The 19,173-nt window shown below is 68.6% G+C and carries 16 protein-coding genes and 1 tRNA gene; 7 read left to right on the top strand and 10 right to left on the bottom strand.

Annotated features, from left to right (window positions below; all coding sequences use genetic code 11):
- Window positions 1-150: 150 nt before the first annotated feature.
- Complete coding sequence (locus tag ACYQ7X_RS08005; RefSeq protein ID WP_459696428.1) at window positions 151-1,278, bottom strand: Mrp/NBP35 family ATP-binding protein; 1,128 nt, start codon at window positions 1,276-1,278, stop codon at window positions 151-153.
- A 146-nt stretch (window positions 1,279-1,424) separates the two neighbouring features.
- Between ACYQ7X_RS08005 and ACYQ7X_RS08000 the strand changes: the two genes are divergently transcribed.
- Window positions 1,425-2,939, top strand: a complete 1,515-nt coding sequence (locus ACYQ7X_RS08000; protein ID WP_459696427.1) for a Do family serine endopeptidase — start codon at window positions 1,425-1,427, stop codon at window positions 2,937-2,939.
- Window positions 2,940-2,958: 19 nt separating this feature from the next.
- Here ACYQ7X_RS08000 and ACYQ7X_RS07995 read toward each other — a convergent pair whose 3' ends face one another.
- From ACYQ7X_RS07995 to ACYQ7X_RS07975, 5 genes are all read right to left on the bottom strand, one after another.
- The gene (locus tag ACYQ7X_RS07995) at window positions 2,959-4,596 is read right to left on the bottom strand and encodes an ABC transporter ATP-binding protein (RefSeq protein WP_459696426.1); all 1,638 of its coding nucleotides are present in this window, start codon (window positions 4,594-4,596) and stop codon (window positions 2,959-2,961) included.
- The gene (locus ACYQ7X_RS07990) at window positions 4,593-5,633 is read right to left on the bottom strand and encodes an ABC transporter permease (protein WP_459696425.1); all 1,041 of its coding nucleotides are present in this window, start codon (window positions 5,631-5,633) and stop codon (window positions 4,593-4,595) included. The genes ACYQ7X_RS07995 and ACYQ7X_RS07990 overlap by 4 nt, the downstream gene beginning before the upstream one ends.
- Window positions 5,634-5,658: 25 nt before the next feature.
- Window positions 5,659-6,720: a microcin C ABC transporter permease YejB gene (locus tag ACYQ7X_RS07985; RefSeq protein WP_459696424.1), complete on the bottom strand. Its 1,062-nt coding sequence runs from the start codon at window positions 6,718-6,720 to the stop codon at window positions 5,659-5,661.
- Window positions 6,721-6,742: 22 nt separating this feature from the next.
- Entirely contained in the window at window positions 6,743-8,596 is a 1,854-nt protein-coding gene (locus ACYQ7X_RS07980) for an extracellular solute-binding protein (RefSeq protein WP_459696423.1), read from the bottom strand.
- A 76-nt stretch (window positions 8,597-8,672) separates the two neighbouring features.
- Window positions 8,673-9,455: an inositol monophosphatase family protein gene (locus ACYQ7X_RS07975; RefSeq protein ID WP_459696422.1), complete on the bottom strand. Its 783-nt coding sequence runs from the start codon at window positions 9,453-9,455 to the stop codon at window positions 8,673-8,675.
- Between the two features lie 242 nt (window positions 9,456-9,697).
- Between ACYQ7X_RS07975 and ACYQ7X_RS07970 the strand changes: the two genes are divergently transcribed.
- On the top strand, window positions 9,698-10,426 hold the full coding sequence (locus tag ACYQ7X_RS07970) for a 3-deoxy-manno-octulosonate cytidylyltransferase (protein ID WP_459696421.1): 729 nt from the start codon (window positions 9,698-9,700) through the stop codon (window positions 10,424-10,426).
- Window positions 10,423-11,283: a prephenate dehydratase gene (locus ACYQ7X_RS07965; RefSeq protein ID WP_459696420.1), complete on the top strand. Its 861-nt coding sequence runs from the start codon at window positions 10,423-10,425 to the stop codon at window positions 11,281-11,283. Before ACYQ7X_RS07970 ends, ACYQ7X_RS07965 begins: the two co-directional genes overlap by 4 nt.
- A gap of 18 nt (window positions 11,284-11,301) precedes the next feature.
- Here the strand turns inward: ACYQ7X_RS07965 and ACYQ7X_RS07960 are convergent, their stop codons facing one another.
- A complete protein-coding gene (locus tag ACYQ7X_RS07960) occupies window positions 11,302-12,462 on the bottom strand; it encodes an acyltransferase family protein (protein ID WP_459696419.1) in 1,161 nt (386 codons plus the stop codon).
- Between the two features lie 112 nt (window positions 12,463-12,574).
- Window positions 12,575-13,870 carry an amidase gene (locus tag ACYQ7X_RS07955; RefSeq protein WP_459696417.1) on the bottom strand — a complete coding sequence of 432 codons (1,296 nt, stop codon included), beginning with the start codon at window positions 13,868-13,870 and terminating at the stop codon, window positions 12,575-12,577.
- Between the two features lie 561 nt (window positions 13,871-14,431).
- On the opposite strand from ACYQ7X_RS07955, the gene ACYQ7X_RS07950 reads away from it, so the two are divergent.
- Window positions 14,432-15,160 (top strand): helix-turn-helix transcriptional regulator, encoded by a 729-nt coding sequence (locus tag ACYQ7X_RS07950; RefSeq protein WP_459696415.1) that lies wholly within the window; start codon window positions 14,432-14,434, stop codon window positions 15,158-15,160.
- Between the two features lie 9 nt (window positions 15,161-15,169).
- Here the strand turns inward: ACYQ7X_RS07950 and ACYQ7X_RS07945 are convergent, their stop codons facing one another.
- The gene (locus ACYQ7X_RS07945; RefSeq protein ID WP_459696414.1) at window positions 15,170-16,198 is read right to left on the bottom strand and encodes a LacI family DNA-binding transcriptional regulator; all 1,029 of its coding nucleotides are present in this window, start codon (window positions 16,196-16,198) and stop codon (window positions 15,170-15,172) included.
- A gap of 163 nt (window positions 16,199-16,361) precedes the next feature.
- Between ACYQ7X_RS07945 and ACYQ7X_RS07940 the strand changes: the two genes are divergently transcribed.
- The 3 genes from ACYQ7X_RS07940 to ACYQ7X_RS07930 all read left to right on the top strand — a co-directional run bounded on the left by ACYQ7X_RS07940 (window position 16,362) and on the right by ACYQ7X_RS07930 (window position 19,090).
- Complete coding sequence (locus tag ACYQ7X_RS07940; RefSeq protein WP_459696413.1) at window positions 16,362-17,444, top strand: fatty acid desaturase family protein; 1,083 nt, start codon at window positions 16,362-16,364, stop codon at window positions 17,442-17,444.
- A 62-nt stretch (window positions 17,445-17,506) separates the two neighbouring features.
- Window positions 17,507-17,821, top strand: coding sequence for a MocE family 2Fe-2S type ferredoxin (locus ACYQ7X_RS07935; protein WP_459696412.1), 315 nt, complete (start codon window positions 17,507-17,509; stop codon window positions 17,819-17,821).
- Window positions 17,822-17,833: 12 nt separating this feature from the next.
- On the top strand, window positions 17,834-19,090 hold the full coding sequence (locus ACYQ7X_RS07930; RefSeq protein WP_459696411.1) for an NAD(P)/FAD-dependent oxidoreductase: 1,257 nt from the start codon (window positions 17,834-17,836) through the stop codon (window positions 19,088-19,090).
- A 3-nt stretch (window positions 19,091-19,093) separates the two neighbouring features.
- Here the strand turns inward: ACYQ7X_RS07930 and ACYQ7X_RS07925 are convergent.
- A tRNA-Met gene (locus tag ACYQ7X_RS07925) sits at window positions 19,094-19,170 on the bottom strand.
- Between the last annotated feature and the right edge of the window lie 3 nt (window positions 19,171-19,173).

The raw sequence follows: 19,173 nt of genomic DNA, 5'->3' as shown, positions 1-19,173 counted from the left end.
AGACGCCAGAGGCGATCGGCCGCACGCCCGCGCGGAGGCAAGGCGCGGAGAGAGCCACCAGAAGAGCACGAAAACGCGAGGAAGTATTCGCCAAGCAAATGCCCGAGGCGCGTAGCCCGGGGCGCGGAGCCCGGGGCGCGCGGCCGGGCGTCAGCCTGGCGGCAGGCTCGCCAGATGCGCCGCCACCTGCCGGGCGATCGCCGCGAAGGCGCGGCCCGCCTCGCTCTCGGGCGCTGCGGCCACCACCGGCGTGCCGGCATCCGAGAGGGCGCGCACCTCCGCCAGCAGCGGGATTTCGCCGAGGAAGGCCTGGCCGAGCTTTGCCGCTTCCGCCCGCGCCCCGCCATGGCCGAAGATCTCGCTGCGATGGCCACAATTCGGGCAGCAGAAATAGCTCATATTCTCGACCAGGCCGAGCACCGGGATCGCCACCTTCTCGAACATCCACACGGCGCGCCGCGCATCGAGCAAAGCGAGATCCTGCGGCGTCGAGACGACCACGGCCCCCGTGACCTTGACCCGCTGGGCGAGGGTCAGCTGGATATCGCCGGTGCCCGGCGGCAGATCGACGACGAGAACGTCGAGCCGGCCCCAGTCCACCTGGCCGAGGAACTGCTGCACCGCGCCCATGATCATCGGCCCGCGCCAGATCATCGCGGTCTCCTCATCCACCAGATAGCCCATGGACATGGTGCGGATGCCCCAGGCCTCGATCGGCACCAGCCGATTTTCCCGCAAGCCCGGGCGCCGCTGCTCACCGACCAGCCGAGGCAGGCTCGGCCCGTAAATATCGGCATCCATAAGGCCGACCTGCAGGCCCTGCTGGGCAAGCGAGACCGCGAGATTGACCGCCACCGTCGATTTGCCGACGCCGCCCTTGCCGGATGCGACGGCGACGACATGGGCGATCCCCGGAAGCGGCTGCGGCGCCGGGGCCGCCGGCCTAGCCGGGCTCGCCGTGCCTGCCGCACCGGCCGCACTGGCCGCTCCGGGGCCGCCCGGGGCGCCGGGGGCGCGATGCGCCGTCAGCACCACCCGCGCCTGGCGGACATCGGGCAGCCGGCCGAGGGCTGCTTCCATCGCCCGGCGCGGCGCTTCCAGGGCGGAAGCGCGCTCGCGGGGGACGGTGAGCGCCAGATGCACCACGCCGTCCCGCACCGCGAGGCTTTCGACCGCGGCACCACCCAGCGCCTCGCCCGCCGCATCCTCGGCCAGGAAGCCCGCCACCAGACGCTCCGCCGCCGCGGCAATCACGCCATCGCTCTCAGCCATATCCATCGCCCTGTTCCGAAGAAAGCCCCGCGCCGGGCGCTGCCCGCCGCCGGACCGCAGCCCTTCGCGCGTTCTGCTTGTGGTCCCGCTTTCCGCCGCGCACAATCGCCCGCGAGACGACTTCTGTCCATCGGATGAGCCGGCGAGATCCCATGCGCGCTTTGCTGCTTGCCTCCACCCTCATGCTGCTCGCCAGCACGCGCCTGGTGGCGGCCCATGCCGTGCCGCCGGGCTTTGCCGACCTCGTGGCGGGCCTGCTGCCGGCGGTCGTCAATGTCGCGAGCACGGAGCCGGCGACCCCGGATTCGGGCGGTTCGGGTGATAGCGGGCAATCACCCTCCGGGGCTTCGCCTCCGCCCTCCGCGATGGCGCCGGGGGGCGCCGATAGCGGGGCGGCACCCGGCGCCGGCCTGCCGCCGCTCGACAAGGGATTCCAGCAATTCCTGCATAGCGCCGAAGGGCCGGGCAGCCCGGACGTGACAACCGGCGGGGACCAGATGCAGAGCCTCGGCTCCGGCTTCGTGATCGACCCCTCGGGCCTCATCGTCACCAACAATCACGTGATCGACGGGGCGCGCAGCATGAGCGTGATCCTGTCGGACGGCACCGCCCTGCCGGCGACGCTCGTGGGGCGCGATACGCAGGATGATATCGCCCTTCTGCGCGTGCATCCCCCCCATCCCTTGACCGCCGTGCAGTTCGGCTCCTCGCGCACCGCGCGCATCGGCGACTGGGTGCTTGCGATCGGCAATCCCTACGGGCTCGGCGGCACCGTTACCGCCGGTATCATCTCGGCGCGCGGGCGCGATCTGCAGGAAGACGGATCGACGAATTTCATCCAGACCGACGCCGCCATCAATCGCGGCAATTCCGGTGGCCCGCTGTTCAATACCGAGGGGCAGGTGATCGGCATCAACACCGCCATCTACTCGCCCTCGGGCGGCTCCGTCGGCATCGGCTTCGCGATCCCCTCGGACGAGGTGGCCGCGGTGATCGACCAGCTGCGCCGCTTCGGCCGGCCGCGCCGCGGCTGGATCGGCGTGCAGGTAATGGGGGTGACGCCGGATATCGCCGCCGCCCTCAAACTGCCGGCGCCGGCAGGCGTGGTGGTGGCGACCGTCGCTGCCGGCAGCCCCGCCGCCGCCCTGCCGCTGGCCCCGGGCGATGTCATCACCCGCTTCGACGGGCATGGCGTGGCGACGATGCAGGCCTTCCCGCGCCTGGTGCAGGATAGCGCGGTCGGCACCTCCGTCCCGCTCGACTACTGGCATGACGGACAGGCGCGGACGGCCGAGATCAAGGTGGCGGACGAGCCGGCCTCACCCGCCGAGCCCGATGCCGGGGCGATCGCCAAGCCGGCCGAGCCGCGCACCGCCGCCATTCTCGGCCTCACGCTGTCGGACATCACGCCCGCGCTCAAGACCAAATACAGCCTTGCCGATGGCGCCAAGGGCATCGTCATCACCGCGGTCGCGCCCGGCAGCTTCGCGGCCCGCGCCGGCCTCGCCGCCGGGGAGTTGCTCCTCGAAATCGGCGGCCAGCCGGTTTCCACGATCCAGCAGATGCTCGATATCGTGGCGGGGGCGCGGCATCGGCAGGCGCACGATGTCCTGCTCCTCGTGCAGGGGTCGGACGCGACGCAATGGGTGCCGCTCAGCCTCGGCTAGCGATGACGGCGCGGTCGCTTCAATCGACACCGAGGAGCGGTGCTTCGGGCTCCTCGAAATCCGTGTTGATCGCGCGGCCTTCGAAGGCGGCGGCGATCAGCGCGCGGGTATAATCCTCGCGCGGGGCGGCGAAGATCTGTTCGGCCGGTCCCTCCTCCACCACCCGCCCGCGGCGCAGCACGATGATGCGATGGGCGAGCGCCCGGACGATGCGCAGATCGTGGCTGATGAAGAGATAGGCGAGGCCGTGCGCGGCCTGCAGCCGCCGCAGCAGTTCGACGATCTGCGTCTGCACCGAGCGGTCGAGCGCGCTCGTCGGCTCGTCGAGCACGACGAAGCGGGGCTCCAGCACCATGGCGCGGGCGATCGAGATACGCTGGCGCTGGCCGCCGGAAAATTCGTTGGGGTAGCGCTCCAGCGCCGTCTCCGGCAGGCCGACCTCGTGCAGGACGGCAACGACGCGCTCCCGCCGCTCGGCCCGGCTGAGCTTGGGGAAATGCACGCGCAAGCCCTCGGCCACGATCTCCTCCACCGTCATCCGGGGCGAGAGGCTGCCATAGGGATCCTGAAAGACGATCTGCATCTCGGCGCGGCGGGCGCGCAGCTGCCGTTCCTTGAGATGGGCGATATCCTGGCCCCGGAACATGATCCGGCCAGATGCCGGCTCCAGCCCGAGCATGGCGAAGCCCGTCGTCGTCTTGCCCGAGCCGCTTTCCCCGACCAGCCCGACCGTCTCGCCCTCATGCACGGTAAGGGAAAGGCGGTCGATCGCGGTGACGGCTCCGGCCGCCCGGCGCATCACGCCGCGCCGGATGGCGAAGCGCACGCCGATGCCCTCGGCCGCGATCACCGGCCGCGCGCCGGGGGCGAGCGGCGGCGGCCCGCCGCCCGGCTCGGCCGAGAGCAGCGCCCGGGTATAGGGGTGCTGGGGACGCGTGAAGATATCGCCGACCGAGCCGGTCTCCACGATCTCGCCCGCCTTCATCACCGCGACCCGATCCGCATGCTGGCGGACGATGCCGAGATCATGGGTGATGAGCAGCAGGCCCAATCCGCGCGCCGCCTTCTGCGCATCGAGCAGCGCCAGGATCTGCGCCTCGATCGTGACATCGAGCGCCGTCGTCGGCTCATCGGCGATGAGGAAGGCCGGATCGTTGGCGAGCGCGATCGCGATCATCACGCGCTGGCGCTGGCCGCCGGACAGCTGGTGGGGGAAAGCGTCCAGCCGATGCTCGGCATCCGCGAAGCCCGCCTGCTCCAGCAGCGTCACGCTGCGCCGGCGGAGCGCCTCGCGGCCGAGCCCCGGCTTGGCGTGCAGCTGCACCGCCTCGGCCACCTGCCGGCCGATGCGGTGCAGAGGGTTGAGGCTCGTCATCGGCTCCTGGAAGATCATGCCGACAGTGCCGCCCCGCACGCGGCGGAGATCGGCCTCCCGCATGGCGGCGACATCCTCGCCCGCGATCATGATGCGGCCCTGCCGCAGGCGCGCGGCCGGCGGCAGCAGCCGCAGGATGGAGAGCGCGGTCAGCGATTTGCCCGATCCGCTCTCCCCCACCAGCGCCAGCGTCTCCCCGGCCGCGACGCTGAAGGAGACATCCCTCACCACCGGCCGCTCACCGAAGCAGACGGTGAGCTTCTCCACCACAAGCTGGCTCATGTGAGACCCGTCTTTCTGGGGTTGAAGGCATCCCGCACCCCCTCCCCGATGAAGATGAGGAGGATGAGCAGCCCGCCCAGCACCACGAAGGCGGTGATGCCGAGCCAGGGTGCCTGGAGATTGTCCCGCCCTTGGGAGACGAGTTCGCCGAGAGAGGGCGAGCCGGGCGGCAGGCCGAAGCCGAGGAAATCGAGGCTCGCGAGAATGGTGACGGAGCCGGAGAGGATGAAGGGCAGGAAGGTCAGGGTCGCGACCATGGCATTGGGCAGGATATGCCGGCGCATCACCGCGATATCGGAAACGCCGAGCGCCTTCGCCGCGCGCACGTAATCGAGCGTGCGGCCGCGCAGGAATTCGGCCCGCACCACGCCCGTCAGGCTGATCCAGTTGAAGAGGAGCAGGAAGAGCAGCAGCACCCAGAAGGAGGGCGCGATGATCGCCGAGAGGATGATGAGGAGGAACAGCTCCGGCAGGCCGGACCATATTTCGATGAAACGCTGGAAGAGGAGATCGACCAGCCCGCCGTAATAGCCCTGCACGGCGCCGGCGAGGATGCCGATGACGGAGGCAAGCGCCGTTAGCGTGAAGCCGAAGAGCACCGAGATGCGGAAGCCGTAGATCACCCGGGCGAGCACATCCCGCCCCTGATCGTCGGTGCCGAGCCAGTTGCGCCAGGAGGGTGGCGAGGGCGCCGGGCCGCCGAGATTGGTCACCGTCGTATCGTAGCTGAAGGGGATCAGCGGCCAGATCATCCAGCCATGCCGGCGGATCGCCGCCTGCACGCCAGGATCGGAATAATCGGCATCGGTCGGCAGGAAATCGGCGCCGAAACGATCCTCGCTATAGTCGTGCAGGATGGGGCAGAGCAGCTGGCCGCGGAAATCGATCAGCAGCGGCCGGTCATTCGCCACCACGCCCGCGCAGAGGCTGATGCCGAAGAGGAGGAGGAAGATCCACAGGGCATAGAAGGCGCGGCGGTTGGCGCGGAAAGCCGCGAGCCGGCGGCGGTTGAGGGGCGAAAGATGCGGGCGCCACATGCCGGTTGCCACCGCCTCCCCGCTCTCAGCGCCGGGCGCTGAAGTCTATCCGCGGATCGACGATGGTATAGAGGATGTCGCCGACGATCTGCATGACGAGGCCGAGCAGCGAAAAGACGTAGAGCGTGCCGAACATCACCGGATAATCGCGCTGCAGCGCCGCCTGATAGCCGAGCTGGCCCATGCCGTTGAGGGAGAAGATGATCTCGATGAGCAAGGCCGAGGTGAAGAGGATGCTGATGAAGGCGGCCGGGAAGCCCGCGATGATGAGCAGCATGGCGTTGCGGAAGACATGGCCGTAGAGCACGCGCGTATTGCTCGCCCCCTTGGCGCGCGCGGTCAGCACATATTGCTTGCCGATCTCTTCCAGGAAACAGTTCTTGGTCAGCATGGTGAGGCTGGCGAAGCCGCCGACCACCATCGCCGTCGTCGGCAGGACCATGTGCCAGAGGTAATCGAGGATGCGCGCGGGCCAGCCCCAGGAGGAGGCGCCCATGCTGGTCAGCCCGCGCAGCGGGAACCATTGCACGAAGGTGCCGCCGGCGAAGACGACGATGAGGAAGATCGCGAAGAGGAAGCCCGGGATCGCGTAGCCGATCAGCACCATCAGCGTGGTGACGAGATCGAAGCGCGTGCCGTCGCGCGTCGCCTTGGCGATGCCGAGCGGGATCGACACCAGATAGATCAGCAGCGTGGACCAGAGGCCGAGCGAGATGCTGACCGGCATCCGTTCGAGGATGAGATGCCAGACGGATTGGCCGAGGAAGAAGCTGCGCCCGAGATTGAGGGTGAGATAGCCCTTCAGCATCAGCCAGAAACGGGTAAGCGGCGGCTTGTCGAAGCCGAACATGTGGCGGAGTTCGAGGACCATCTTGGGGTCCACCCCCTGCGCGCCGCGATAGAAGCTGCCCGCGGCCGGGCCGCTGCCGGCCTCTCCCGGCATCATGCCGGCATGGGCCTTGAGCTGGGCGATCTCCTGCTCCACCGGGCCGCCGGGCGCGAACTGCACCACCACGAAATTGAGCGCGATGATGCCGAACAGCGTCGGGATGATCAGCAGCAAGCGGCGGAGCAGGTAGGCGGCCATGGCTCAGCCTTTTCCGCGCGCGTCAGGCGACATTGGAATGATGGCGGGAGCGATCGGTAACGGCGGCCTTGGCCTGGTCGATCCACCAGGTATCGATATCGAAACCGGCGCGCATCGGCTGGGTGGGGAAGCCGAAGACATCCCAGAAGGCGAGGCGATAGGCGCCGAGATGCCATTGCGGCACCACATACCAGCCCCAGAGCAGCACGCGGTCGAGCGCGTGGCAGGCGGCGAGCAGGCTTTCCTGGTCGTTCGCGGCGATGACCTTGTCGATCAGCGCATCGACCACCGGGCTCGACACGCCCATCTGATTGTCGCTGCCGGGGATCTTGGCAGCGGCCGAGCCCCAGTAATCCCGCTGCTCGCTGCCGGGCACGTCCGATTCCGGGAACAGCACCACCGTCATGTCGAAATCGAAATTGTCCATCCGCGTCTGGTATTGCGAGGGATCGACCACCCGCACCGAGACATCGATGCCGAGATGCTTGAGATCCTCGGCATAGGGCAGCGTGACCCGCTCGAAAACAGGGTCGTTCAGCAGGATTTCGAAGCGCATGGGCTGGCCCGCGGCATCGCGCAGCTTGCGATCCTGCACGCGCCAGCCGGCGGCTTCCAGCATCTTCAGCGCCGCGAGCAGCTGCGGCCGGTTGTTGCCGGAGCCGTCCGTCACCGGCAGGGTGAAGGGCTCGGTAAAGAGTTGGGGCGGCAGATCCCGCCGATAGGGTTCGAGCAGCGCGAGCTCCGCCCCTTGCGGCAGGCCAGAGGAAGCGAGGTCGCTATTGCTGAAATAGCTCCGCGTGCGCTCATAGCCGCCGTAGAACAGAACCTTGTTCGCCCATTCGAAATCATAGGCCCAGGCGATCGCCTGACGCACCCGCACATCCTGAAAGACCGGCCGGCGGGTATTCATGCCGAAGCCCTGCATGCCGGTGGGCAGGCGGTTGGGGAAGATGCGTTTGATCACCAGCCCCTTCTTCACGGCATCGAAATCATAGGCGGTCGCCCAGTTCTTCGCGATATTCTCGTTGCGGAAATCGATATCCCCGGCCTTGAAGGCCTGCAGGGCGACCGCGGGATCGCCGAAATATTCGTGGGTGATGCTGTCGATATTATAAAAGCCACGGCAGACCGGCAGATCCGCCGCCCAGTAATCCGGCCGCCTGCGATAGGTGACGGAGCGGTTGAACGCCGAATGCGCCACCGCATAGGGGCCGGAGCCGAGCGGCGCGTCGGTCAACGGGGCGGTGAAATCCCGCCCCTTCCACCAGGCTTCGGGCAGCACCGCCAATTGCCCGAGGATGAGCGGCAGCTCCCGCGAGGCGCCGGGCTTGAGGGTAAAGACCACCGTGCGGTCATCAACCGCCCGGGCGCCGGCGACGGCCGCGTAATACTGCTGGTAGAAGGGCTGGCCTTTGGCGACGAGGGTTTCGAAGCTCCAGACCACGTCGCTCGCGCGGACCGGGCTGCCATCGGCGAAGCGGGCCTTGGCATGCAGGGTGAAGGTGACGCTGCCGTGATCCGCCGCAACCACGACGCTTTCGGCCAGCCAGCCATAGGCGACCGCCGCCTCGTCGTCCGACTGCTTGAGCAGCGTATCCCAGATGAGGCTGACGCTCGCGGCCGGGGTGCCGCGCACGATGAAGGGGTTGAAACTATCGAAGCCGCCGATCTGGCTGAAGGTGGCGGCGCCGCCCTTCGGCGCCTGCGGATCGACATAGGGGAAATGGGTGAAGCCCCGCGGCAGGGCGGGCGTTGCCAGCACGCCGACCGCATAGCCGCCGGCCGGCACCACCTGGGCATGGCCGGCCTCGGGCAAGGTGACGAGCGGCGCGGCGATCGCTCCCGCGGCCGTTTTGAGAAAGCTCCGTCGCTTCATTCAGGCTCCTTGAGGCATCGGCACAGCAATAGAGGAGGCGGTGGACGAGGCGGAATCGGCGGAGGCGGGCGCCGCCTCAGGCGAGGCTTGCCACCACCGCAGGCAGGAGGGAGGGATCGCCGAGCGCGATGACCGAGCCTTCGCCGGTGAGCGAGAGAGGCTCGCCGCGCCAATCCGTCACCGACCCGCCGGCCCCCGAGATAATGGGCACGAGGGCCGCCCAATCCCAGGGCTTGAGATCGGTTTCCACGATAAGGTCGATCTCGCCGAGGGCGAGCAACCCGAAGCCGTAGCAATCCCCGCCCCAGCTCGTCCGGCGCACCGCCTGGCGCAGCCGCGCGAAGCGGGGCGCATGGGCGGGCCCGAAGATATCCGGGCTGGTGCAGGAAAGCTCGGCCTCGGCCAGGCGCGGGCAAGGCCGGCAGCCGATCCGGCCGCCGAAGGGGCCGAAAAACTCCGTTTGCCGACCGGCAAGCCCGACCCAGCGTTCCCCGGTGATCGGCTGATCGATGATGCCGAGCACGGGGGTTTCGTCCTTCATCAGGGCGATGAGGGTGCCGAAGGTGGTGCGGCCGGTGATGAAGGCGCGCGTGCCGTCGATCGGGTCGAGCACCCAGCACAATCCGCCCGTGCCGGCAGCACTCGTGCCATATTCCTCGCCGATGATGCCGTGATCGGGGCAGCGCGCGGCGAGCACGGCGCGCATCGCCTCCTCCGCCGCGCGATCCGCCCGGGTCACCGGGCTCGCATCATCCTTGTCGTCGGTCGCGATGCGGGTGCGGAAATGCGGCCGCACCGCTGCCGCCGCGGCATCCGCAAGGGCCAACGCGACGGCGAGATAATCCGCAGCCTCAGGCATCGAAGCCCCACCCCATGTCGCTCTCCCGGGAAGAATATCCAGCCCGAGACAGAGACCATGCCGCGCCCCGCTCGGCAAGCGCCCGCCCCGGGGAATCGGGGGCTTGGCCGGGGCGCCCTGCCGGATCGGGGCGAGCGGGCAGATCGGGGCGGCCCGCTTGCCGGCCGCGGGCGGAGCGATTACGAGCGCAAGGCAGCGCCCCAGGCACTCTCGCCCGGGGCGAGCCTGACAGAGGACCGGCCGTGGCCCCTATCATCCTCATCCCTGCCCGCATGGGCTCGACCCGCCTGCCCGGCAAGCCGCTCGCCATGATCGGCGGGGAGGCGATGATCGTACGCGTCTGGCGCCTCGCGGTCGCGGCCGCCATCGGGCCCGTGGCCGTCGCCTGCGCCGAAGCCGAGATCGCAGACGCCGTGCGGGCTGCGGGCGGGACTGCGGTCATGACGGAGCCGGACCTCCCGAGCGGGTCGGACCGCGTGCAGGCCGCCCTCGCCGAGATCGACCCCGACGCACGGCATGAGGTGGTGATCAACCTGCAAGGGGATTTCCCGACGCTCGACCCCGCCTTGCTGCGCCAGGTGCTGCTGCCGCTCGCGGATGATGGCTTCGATGTCGGCTCCCTCGTCGTCCCGATCGAGAGCGAGGCCGAAGCGCGCGCGAGCAGCGTGGTCAAGGCCGTCTGCGCCTTCGCCGAGGGTGCGGAGATCGCCGCCGCGCTCTATTTCTCGCGCCAGACAGTGCCCTGGGGCGAAGGGCCGCTCTGGCATCACATCGGCGTCTATGCCTATCGCCGCGCCGCGCTGGAGCGCTTCGTGGCCCTGCCCCCCTCGCCGCTCGAACTGCGGGAGAAGCTCGAACAGCTTCGCCTGCTCGAAGCCGGCATGCGCATCGGCGTCGCGCGCGCGCCGGCCGCGCCCTTCGGCGTCGATACGCCCGCCGATCTCGAACGCGCCCGGAGGATCTTGGCATGAGCACCAGCCGCATCGCTTTCCAGGGGGTTCCTGGCGCCTATTCCGATCTCGCCTGCCGCCGTGCGCATCCTGAGTTGGAGCCGCTGCCGTGCGAGACCTTCGAGGCCGCGATCGAGGCGGTGCGGGAAGGCCGGGCGGAGCTTGCCATGCTGGCCTGCGAGAATTCGCTCGCCGGCCGCGTGCCCGATATCCACGCCCTGCTGCCCGATAGCGGGCTCGCCATCGTCGGCGAGCATTTCGAGCGGGTGGAGCATTGCCTGCTCGGCATCAAGGGCGCGGCGATCGGGGATATCCGGCGCGTCCATAGCCACGCCGTCGCCCTCGGCCAGGTACGCCGGCTGCTGCGCGAGCATGGCATGGAGCCGGTGGTGGAGGCCGATACCGCCGGCAGCGCGGCACTCGTCGCCGGCTGGGGGCGGGTGGAGGACGGGGCCATTGCCTCCGCCCTCGCCGCCGAGCTTTACGGGCTCGAGATCCTGCTGCGCAATGTCGAGGACGCGGCGCATAACACCACGCGCTTCTACATCGCTGCGCGCGAGCCGCGCCTGCCGCCGGCAGAGGCGCCCAACCTCATGACGAGCTTCGTCTTCCGCGTGCGCAACGTGCCGGCCGCCCTCTACAAGGCGCTCGGCGGCTTCGCGACCAATGGCGTGAACATGACCAAGCTCGAAAGCTACATGATCGGCGGGCAATTCACCGCGACGCAGTTTCTCTGCGACGTCGAGGGCCATCCGGAGCATCCGGGCCTGCGCCGCGCGCTCGAGGAACTCGCCTTCTTCTCGCGGGAAATTCGCGTCCTCGGCGTCTATCCGGCGGCCGCCTTCCGCCTTACCCAGGCGCCCAGCGCGGCCGATTAGCCGCGGCGCGGCCGGCGCTTACGCCCGGATCGCCGCCCCGGCCGCCCTGCCCGCCGGCGCCAGCGGGGCCGCGAGGACCGGCGGCCCGTCCGGCATGGGCGCGCGCAGAGGATCGTTCCGCTCCATCCGCCGCGCGATCCGCCCGCCGAGGCGGCGGAACGGCTCCTCGATCAGCAACCAGGTGATGGTGGCGGCGCCGAGCGTCACCCCCATCGTGCAGATCACCCACACCACCGCATCCGTATGATGACCGAACGGCAGCTTGTGGGCCGAAAAGCGTGCCCAGGCGAAGCCGAAGACAGGTTCGTGCAGCAGGTAGAGCGAGAAGGAGATCTTGCCCAGCCAGAGGCAGACCCGCGCGCTCAGCGCCTTGGCGACGATCCCGCTTTCATAGGACAGGCAGAGGATGAGAAGCGCCGCGAAGAGCGCGACATAGGGGCCGCCACCATGGCCCGGCGGCTTCGGAAAGCAGGCGCAGAGGATGATGCCGCCAACCGCGAGACATTCGCCGAGCGTCACCAGCAGGGCCGAGGGGGTGGGCATCCGTTCGCTTGCCAGGCGCAGCATCATGCCGAGCCCGAAGGCGACCACGCCGCGGCCCACCGCGCCGCCGGACCAAGTGTAGAGATCGTAGATCTGGACCTGTTCCTCGACCAGGCCGAGCAGCAGGATGAGCGGCAGCAGCAGGGCAAGCGGGGCCCGCCGGAACAGCATGATGGCGAGAGGAAACAGGAAGTAGCAGGTGAACTCGACCGAGAGCGACCAGGTCACCGCATTCCACATCAGCTTGTGCGAAAAGAAGGGCTGCAGAAGCAGCGCGCAGACCGGCCACCAGGAGAGTTGCTGCGTCGGATCGATGACATCGAAGCGGTAGTAGATGTCGAGCCACAGGATCAGCATGCCGAGCAGCACGGCGACGTGCATGGGATAGATGCGAAAGACCCGCCGGGTCAGGAAGGCGCCGAGATTGCGCCAATCGAGCGCGCGATACACCGCTATCAGAATAAAGCCGCTCAGGATGAAGAAGATATCCACCCCGACATAGCCGTAGAACCACCAGCTGAAATGCGCCCAGATCGTGTAGCCGAGCACTTTCAGTTCAAGCGTATAGTGGTAGAAGGCGACCCAGAGCGCCGCGAAACCGCGGATCGAGGTCAGGGGGATGCTTTCCTTGCGCATCGGGCTGCTCTAGGCTGCGGCTCGCGTGCCGGTCAACAAACATTGATGGCGGGTAAACAAACCTTGATGGCAGCCGCTGCCGCCCGGCAGCGCCCGGCCAGACGCCTCCTCCTCAGCCGCCGAGCGCCCTCTCGCAGGCAAGGCCCCAGCCCAGCAGTTCGGCATCCGCGCCGGGCCGGCCCATCAGCATGAAGCCGGCGGGCAGCCCATCCTTCGGCATCGGCAGGGAGAGGGCGCAGAGATCGAAGAAATTGCCGAAGCTCGTATTGCGCAGAATGAGCTGGTTGATGCGGTAGTACGGCTCCTCCGCCTGCACCGCGGCGATCGGCGGCGCCTCCATCGGCACCGTCGGCATCGCGAGCCACAACCGCTCCGCGGCGAGGCGCGCGGCGAGATCGGCGATCAACGCCTCGCGCCGCCGCAGGCTCGCGATATAGCGCGAGGCCAGAACCTCCCGCCCCGGCAGGATGCGCGCCAGCACCCGCGGATCGAAAGCCTCGGGCGCGGTTTCGAGCGCTTCAGCATGAATGGAGGCGACCTCCGGCAGCACGATCGGGCCAGCCGCCAGCGTTTCGCGCATCGCGGCGATGAGATCCTGGATATCGATCGGCACCCGCCGCGCCCCCGCCGCTTCAAGCCGGCCGAGGCTCTCGGTAAAGGCGGCGAGGATGGCGGGCTCGGTCTCGGCCAGGAACGCGTCCGGCACCGCGAGGCTGAGGCCCGTGAGCGGGCGCGCAGCGAGTGGCCCGAGCGGCCTCTCCGCCATCACCGCATCGGCCGCGATGCAGAGTTCGAGGGAGGGCGCCAGCGGCCCGATCGAATCGAGCGTGTACGAAAGCGGAAAGGCACCCGCGCGGGGGATGCGCCGGCTGGTCGGCTTGAAGCCGACGACGCCGTTGAGCGCCGCCGGGATGCGCACCGAGCCGCCGGTATCGCTGCCGATCGCGATCTCGCCGAGACCGAGCGCGACCGCGACCCCGGCGCCCGAGGAGGAGCCGCCGGGAATGCGGCTTGGATCCCGCGCGTTGCCGGGCGTGCCGTAATGGGGATTGAGGCCGAGGCCGGAGAAGGCGAACTCCGTCATATTGGTCTTGCCGAAAATGACGGCGCCGGCCGCGCGCAGCCGGGCGACGACGGTCGCGTCCCGCTCGGCCGGGGCGGCGCCTCGCCGCATGGCCGAGCCCGCCGTCGTCGGTTCGCCCGCCACGTCGAAAAGATCCTTGATGCTGACGAGACGCCCATCCAGCGGGCCGAGGCTTTCACCCCGCGCCGCCCGGCGATCCGCAGCCGAAGCCTCGGCCCGCGCGCTCGCCTCGTAGAACCTGGTGAAGATCGCGGGGTCCACCGCCCGGGCAAGGGCGAGCACCCGCTCCAACCGATCCTCGCACGTGCCATCCTCAAGCGTCATCCTATCCCCGCTGAGCCGTCGTCTCGCGCAAACCTGCCGAGGCAGGGCCCGGGTGGCAAGGGGCGAGAGCCGCGACCGCAGCACAGATACACCCCTAGACTTAGTGCCCAGGAGATTGCCCTGGCCATTTTGCGAAAGGGTGAGAAGAACACCCACCAAAGGATTAGCCGCAAATATCGGCGCGGCCCTCATGCTTTTGGCTTTCCGCGCGAGAAACTCTGGCTTCCATCGCGGCGGGCGGCTTGCCTGCCGTGGGCTATTATTGCGGCTCCATAACGGAAACCCCGTCTTAGCCGGATGGATAGCGAGAATAGGCGGTTTGGCCGGTCGTTTTGATGCGATATGGAAATAAAAATACTGACTCCCCCCGATCTTCCAAACCCAAAAATGACATTCTCCTGGAGACTGCCATCCGGATGTAACGAATTACGGTGATCAGCCCTATTTGAGGCTTCCGCCAAACTGTCTTAGGCAGCATGAGGGGGTGGTCTAAGCCACAGGACCAATAAGACGTCCGGCCCGTCTAGGCTCAGCGTTCCGGAAGCAGGCAAGAGGTGAGTGATGGATATGACGACCGAGAGCACCCCCATGTTCAACGGAGCGCAGATCGCCGCCGATCGCGCCGCCGCCAACCCGATGCACGCCGCGGCGACGGTGTCCATCGCCTGGATCGACCATTCCCAGCTGACGCGGGAAAGCTTGATCAGCGCCTTGGTCGGCAGCCATCCGGAATTCTCGATCAGTGCTTTCGCCTCCGTGCCGGAATGCCTGGGTCAGCGCGGGCTCGATGCCGATATCATCCTGTTCTACTGTCATTCCGAGGATCACGTGGATCTCGACGGCATCCAGGCGCTGCGGGACAGCTTCCCCGAAACCCCGCTCATCGTCATGTCCGACGCGACGCTCTGCGATCCGCAGACGGTGCGTGAGACGCTCGGCCGTGGCGTGGCCGGTTTCATCCTCACCCGCCGCACCGGGCTGCAGGTCGTCGCTTCCGCGATCAACCTCGTGCATTCCGGCGGAACCTTCGTGCCGCGCGATTTCCTCTTCACCCAGGCGCCAGCACCAGCCATCGCCACCACGCGCAAAGGCGAGGCACGGCATCTGACGCAGCGTGAACTCGCGGTGCTCGAACTCATCCGCCTCGGCAAGCCGAACAAGGTGATCGCCGAGGATCTCGGCATGAGCGCCAGCACCGTGAAGGTGCATGTGCGTAACATCATGCAGAAGATGGGCGTCTCCAACCGCACCCAGGTCGCGCTGTCGGCGCAGCGCTTCGACGGCAGCTGAGCGGCGCGGCTAGCAGTTCTCGGCGGTATGCAGGGTAAAGGCGATCTCGCCCGCCGCGCTCTCCAGCCCGCCGCCGGCAAGACGTTTTAGTATCAGATCGATCGCGCGGCGGGCCTGCAGCTCCGGCGCCTGATCGATCGTCACCGTCATCAATCCTTCCGTGAGCAGCACTGCGGTTTCCTCGGTCAGTTCATGGCCGACGAAGACCGGAGCCGCCAGGGCCGCGGCGGCGGCATGATCGCGCAAGGCCTGGCCCACCCCCTCATTGCCGCCGCCGGTATTGTAGATCGCGACGACCTCGCCCGGCGCACGGCGCAAAGCGTGGGTGACGTGATGGTAGCAGCGCTCCGCCGCGTCATGCGTCGTCATCACCGCCGATGCCGCTATGGCCGGCGCATGGGCCGCGAGAGCCGCGCGAAAACCGTCGATCCTCTGCTTATGCGCGCGAAAGCCCTGGGAGGTCGCGAGGATCAGCGCCTGGCCCCGCGCGCGGGCCATCCGCGCGACGAAAAACCCGGCCGTGCGGCCGGCCTTCGCATGGTCGATGCCGACATAGGCGGTGCGCGGGGCTTCGGGCACATCCGTGACCACGCAGATCACGGCGCGGCCCGCTGCCTCCGCCTCGGCGATGGCGGCGACATTGGCCGCATGCTCCTCGCAATAGATGATGATGCCATCGGCGCGGGAGTGGGCGATCCGCGCGGCGACCCGGGCTGGCTCCGCCATGTCCAAGCCGGAGCGGAGAACCGTGACCGAGCGATCGAGCGTCGCGGCGACCTGGGCGATGGCGCTGTTGAGCCGCCGCATGAAGGGGGTGACCGGCGGCCCGAGCAGAACCTCGATCCGCCGCGCCCGCGCATGCGGCGCCGGCAGGAGGCGCCGCAGCCCGACGGCGCGTGCCGCTTCCAGCACCCGCCGCTCGGTCTCGGCCGAGACGCCGCCGCGCTCGTTCACCACCCGATCGACGGTTGCGATGCCGACCCCTGCCCGCCGCGCCACGTCCACGAGTCCAGGCCGCAGCCGTTCCGGCTTCATCATGCGACGCCCCTCCGCCTCGTCTGCAACAGAGGCCGCATGTCGCCGAGCGGCAAGCGGCAGAGCGGCCGCCGCTTGATGGAAACCCATCAAAAGTGGAAGCCGCCCCGGCCGATCCCTGCGCTATAGCGACGATAAGCGCAGAGAGACGCGGGGAGAGAACGGAATGGCCAGCGCCACCCTGAGGGACGCGCCGCCGCGGCGGGATTACAGCCTGGTGGGGCCGGAAGCCGGGCGCGCGGCGGAGCGCGGCCTCGCCTCCGGCCGATGGTATGCCGCACCGCTGCCGCGCAGGCAGCTCAAGGAACTCATGCGGCGGAAGGACGGGCCGGCGATCCGCGATACCGCGATCTGGCTCGGCCTCATGCTGCTCTGCGCGGGCCTTGGCATCCTCTGGTGGGGGCGCTGGCTCGCCGTGCCCATCTTCATCGTCTATGGCGTGCTCTATGGTTCGGCCTCGGATTCACGCTGGCACGAATGCGGCCATGGCACCGCCTTCAAGACCGGCTGGATGAACGACGCCGTCTATCACCTCGCCTGTTTCATGATCATGCGCGAGCCGACCATCTGGCGCTGGAGCCATACGCGCCACCATACCGACACCATCATCGTCGGGCGCGATCCGGAGATCGCGGCCAAGCGCCCGCCGGATTTCCGTGCCATGCTGCTCAACCTCTTCGCGCTGCAATCGACCGCGACGGCGCTGCGCAAGCTTGCGCTGCATGCGGCGGGGCGATTGACCGAGGAGGAGCGGAGTTTCGTTCCCGGGGCGGAACGCGCCAAGGTCTATCGCATCGCGCGCCTCTACATCGCGATCCTCCTCTCGGTCGGCGCCCTCTCGGTCGCGATCGGCAGCGCGCTTCCCGCGATGCTGGTCGGCCTGCCCACGCTCTACGGCGGCGGGCTCACCATCATCCATGGCCTGACCCAGCATGCCGGCCTTTCCGAAGACGTGCTCGACCATCGGCTCAACAGCCGCACCGTCATGATGAATCCGGTGTCGCGCTTCATCTACTGGAACATGAACTATCACGTGGAGCACCACATGTTCCCGATGGTGCCCTATCACGCGCTGCCGGCGCTACATGCAGCGATCCGGGCGGAGTGTCCGGCGCCCTATCCCGGCATCCTCGCCGCCTATCGGGAGATCATTCCCGCCTTGCTGCGGCAGGCCCGCGATCCGTCCTATTGCGTGCGGCGGGAATTGCCGCCGACCGCGCAGATGCCGGCGATCGACAGCCTGGCCTGAGCCTGGCTGAGCCGGGCGGCCGCCCTCCTGCACCATGCCTTGAGAAGAAAGGGAAATGCCCGATGACGCATTGGGTCGATGCCTGCGCGGTGGATGATATCGAGGAGGAGGATGTCATCCGCTTCGATCATGCCGGCCAGAGCTACGCGATCTATCGGCTGCGGAGCGGCGCGTTCTGCGCGACCAGCGGGTTCTGCACGCATGAAAACGTCCATCTCGCGGATGGGCTGGTGATCGGGCAGACGATCGAATGCCCGAAGCATAATGGCCGTTTCGATATCCCCTCGGGCCAGGCCAAGCGCGCGCCGGCCTGCATCGATCTGCGCAGCTTCCCGGTGAGGATCGAGGGGGATCGCGTCCTTCTCGGTCTCGGCTGAGGCAGGCTTCCCATGCAGGCCGCAGCCGCCGATCGGGGGATCGTCATCATCGGCGCGGGCGAAGCCGGCACCCGCGCCGCGCTGACCCTGCGGGAGCGCGGCTATGCGGGCCGGGTAACGCTCATCGGGGCGGAAAACCATCCGCCTTATGAGCGGCCCCCGCTCTCCAAAGCGGCGCAGACCGCGGCGGCGGTGCCGGGCCCGGTCGTCATCGCCAGCGCCGAGGCGCTCGCGGCGCAGGGGATCGCCTATCAGCCGGGTCTGCAGGCCACCGGCATCGATCGGGAGGAGCGGCGCGTGCATGTCGATCGCGGCGCGGCATTGGCCTATTCCCGCCTGCTGCTGGCAACCGGCGCGCGGCCGCGCCAGCTCCGCCTGCCGGGCGCGGAGGATGTGCCGCTGCTCTATCTCCGCAGCTTCAGTGATGCGCTGGCGCTGCGCGAGAGGCTGCGGGGCGGCGGCCGTCTCATCATCATCGGCGGCGGCTTCATCGGTCTCGAAATCGCGGCCAGCGCCCGGGCACGCGGCTGCGCTGTCTCGGTGGTGGAGATGGCGCCCCGCATCCTTGGCCGCGCGGTGCCGGCCGCGGTCGCGGCGCGCATCGCGGAGCGTCATCGAGGGGCGGGCATCACCCTCCTCGAAGACGCTCGCCTCACGGCGATCAGCCCGCGCGGCGCGGCCGGCGCGGCTGTGCATCTGGCCGATGGCCGGGTGCTGGAAGCGGATAGCGTGGTGGTCGGTATCGGCGCGGTGCCGGAGACCGGCCTTGCCGAAGCCGCCGGGCTTGCCATCGAAAACGGCATTCGCGTCGATGGACGCTTGGCCACGAGCGATCCCGCGATTTTCGCGGCAGGCGATTGCTGCTCCTTCCCGCATCCGGTCTTCGGCGGCCGGCGCCTGCGGCTCGAAGCCTGGCGCAATGCGCGGGATCAGGGCCGGCACGTGGCCGGCACCATGCTGGGCGAGACGGCGGATTACGCCGCCATTCCCTGGTTCTGGTCCGATCAGCTCGGTGAGACGCTTCAGATAGCGGGGCTGCCGGATGAGGGGGATGAGACGATCATCCGCGATCTCGACGGCATGCCGTTCCTGTTTCATCTCAAGGCCGGTCGTCTGGTTGGCGCGAGCGCTTACGGGGTTCTGGGCGAGGTTGCGCGGGATATCCGGCTCGCGGAGATGCTGATCGCCGCTTCTGCGTCACCGGATCGCGCGGCGCTGGCCGATCCTGGCGTGAAGCTGAAGAGGTTGCTTGGGTCTGATTGTTTGTAGGTTTGGTTGCGGGGACAGGATTTGAACCTGTGACCTTCAGGTTATGAGCCTGACGAGCTACCGGGCTGCTCCACCCCGCGGGG

It is taken from the genome of Acidisoma sp. C75 (assembly GCF_054665095.1).
The sequence above is the reverse complement of the archived record's forward strand: the minus strand, read 5'-3'. Positions and strand labels throughout refer to the sequence as shown.

Coding starts and splice junctions, on each gene's coding strand:
- ACYQ7X_RS07975 (WP_459696422.1), bottom strand. CDS start 9,455: ATGCCTGAGGCTGCGGATTATCTCGCCGTCGCGTTGGCCCTTGCGGAT.
- ACYQ7X_RS07995 (WP_459696426.1), bottom strand. CDS start 4,596: ATGAGCCAGCTTGTGGTGGAGAAGCTCACCGTCTGCTTCGGTGAGCGG.
- ACYQ7X_RS08000 (WP_459696427.1), top strand. CDS start 1,425: ATGCGCGCTTTGCTGCTTGCCTCCACCCTCATGCTGCTCGCCAGCACG.
- ACYQ7X_RS07930 (WP_459696411.1), top strand. CDS start 17,834: ATGCAGGCCGCAGCCGCCGATCGGGGGATCGTCATCATCGGCGCGGGC.
- ACYQ7X_RS07950 (WP_459696415.1), top strand. CDS start 14,432: ATGGATATGACGACCGAGAGCACCCCCATGTTCAACGGAGCGCAGATC.
- ACYQ7X_RS07940 (WP_459696413.1), top strand. CDS start 16,362: ATGGCCAGCGCCACCCTGAGGGACGCGCCGCCGCGGCGGGATTACAGC.
- ACYQ7X_RS07935 (WP_459696412.1), top strand. CDS start 17,507: ATGACGCATTGGGTCGATGCCTGCGCGGTGGATGATATCGAGGAGGAG.
- ACYQ7X_RS07980 (WP_459696423.1), bottom strand. CDS start 8,596: ATGAAGCGACGGAGCTTTCTCAAAACGGCCGCGGGAGCGATCGCCGCG.
- ACYQ7X_RS08005 (WP_459696428.1), bottom strand. CDS start 1,278: ATGGATATGGCTGAGAGCGATGGCGTGATTGCCGCGGCGGCGGAGCGT.
- ACYQ7X_RS07965 (WP_459696420.1), top strand. CDS start 10,423: ATGAGCACCAGCCGCATCGCTTTCCAGGGGGTTCCTGGCGCCTATTCC.
- ACYQ7X_RS07960 (WP_459696419.1), bottom strand. CDS start 12,462: ATGCGCAAGGAAAGCATCCCCCTGACCTCGATCCGCGGTTTCGCGGCG.
- ACYQ7X_RS07985 (WP_459696424.1), bottom strand. CDS start 6,720: ATGGCCGCCTACCTGCTCCGCCGCTTGCTGCTGATCATCCCGACGCTG.
- ACYQ7X_RS07945 (WP_459696414.1), bottom strand. CDS start 16,198: ATGATGAAGCCGGAACGGCTGCGGCCTGGACTCGTGGACGTGGCGCGG.
- ACYQ7X_RS07990 (WP_459696425.1), bottom strand. CDS start 5,633: ATGTGGCGCCCGCATCTTTCGCCCCTCAACCGCCGCCGGCTCGCGGCT.
- ACYQ7X_RS07955 (WP_459696417.1), bottom strand. CDS start 13,870: ATGACGCTTGAGGATGGCACGTGCGAGGATCGGTTGGAGCGGGTGCTC.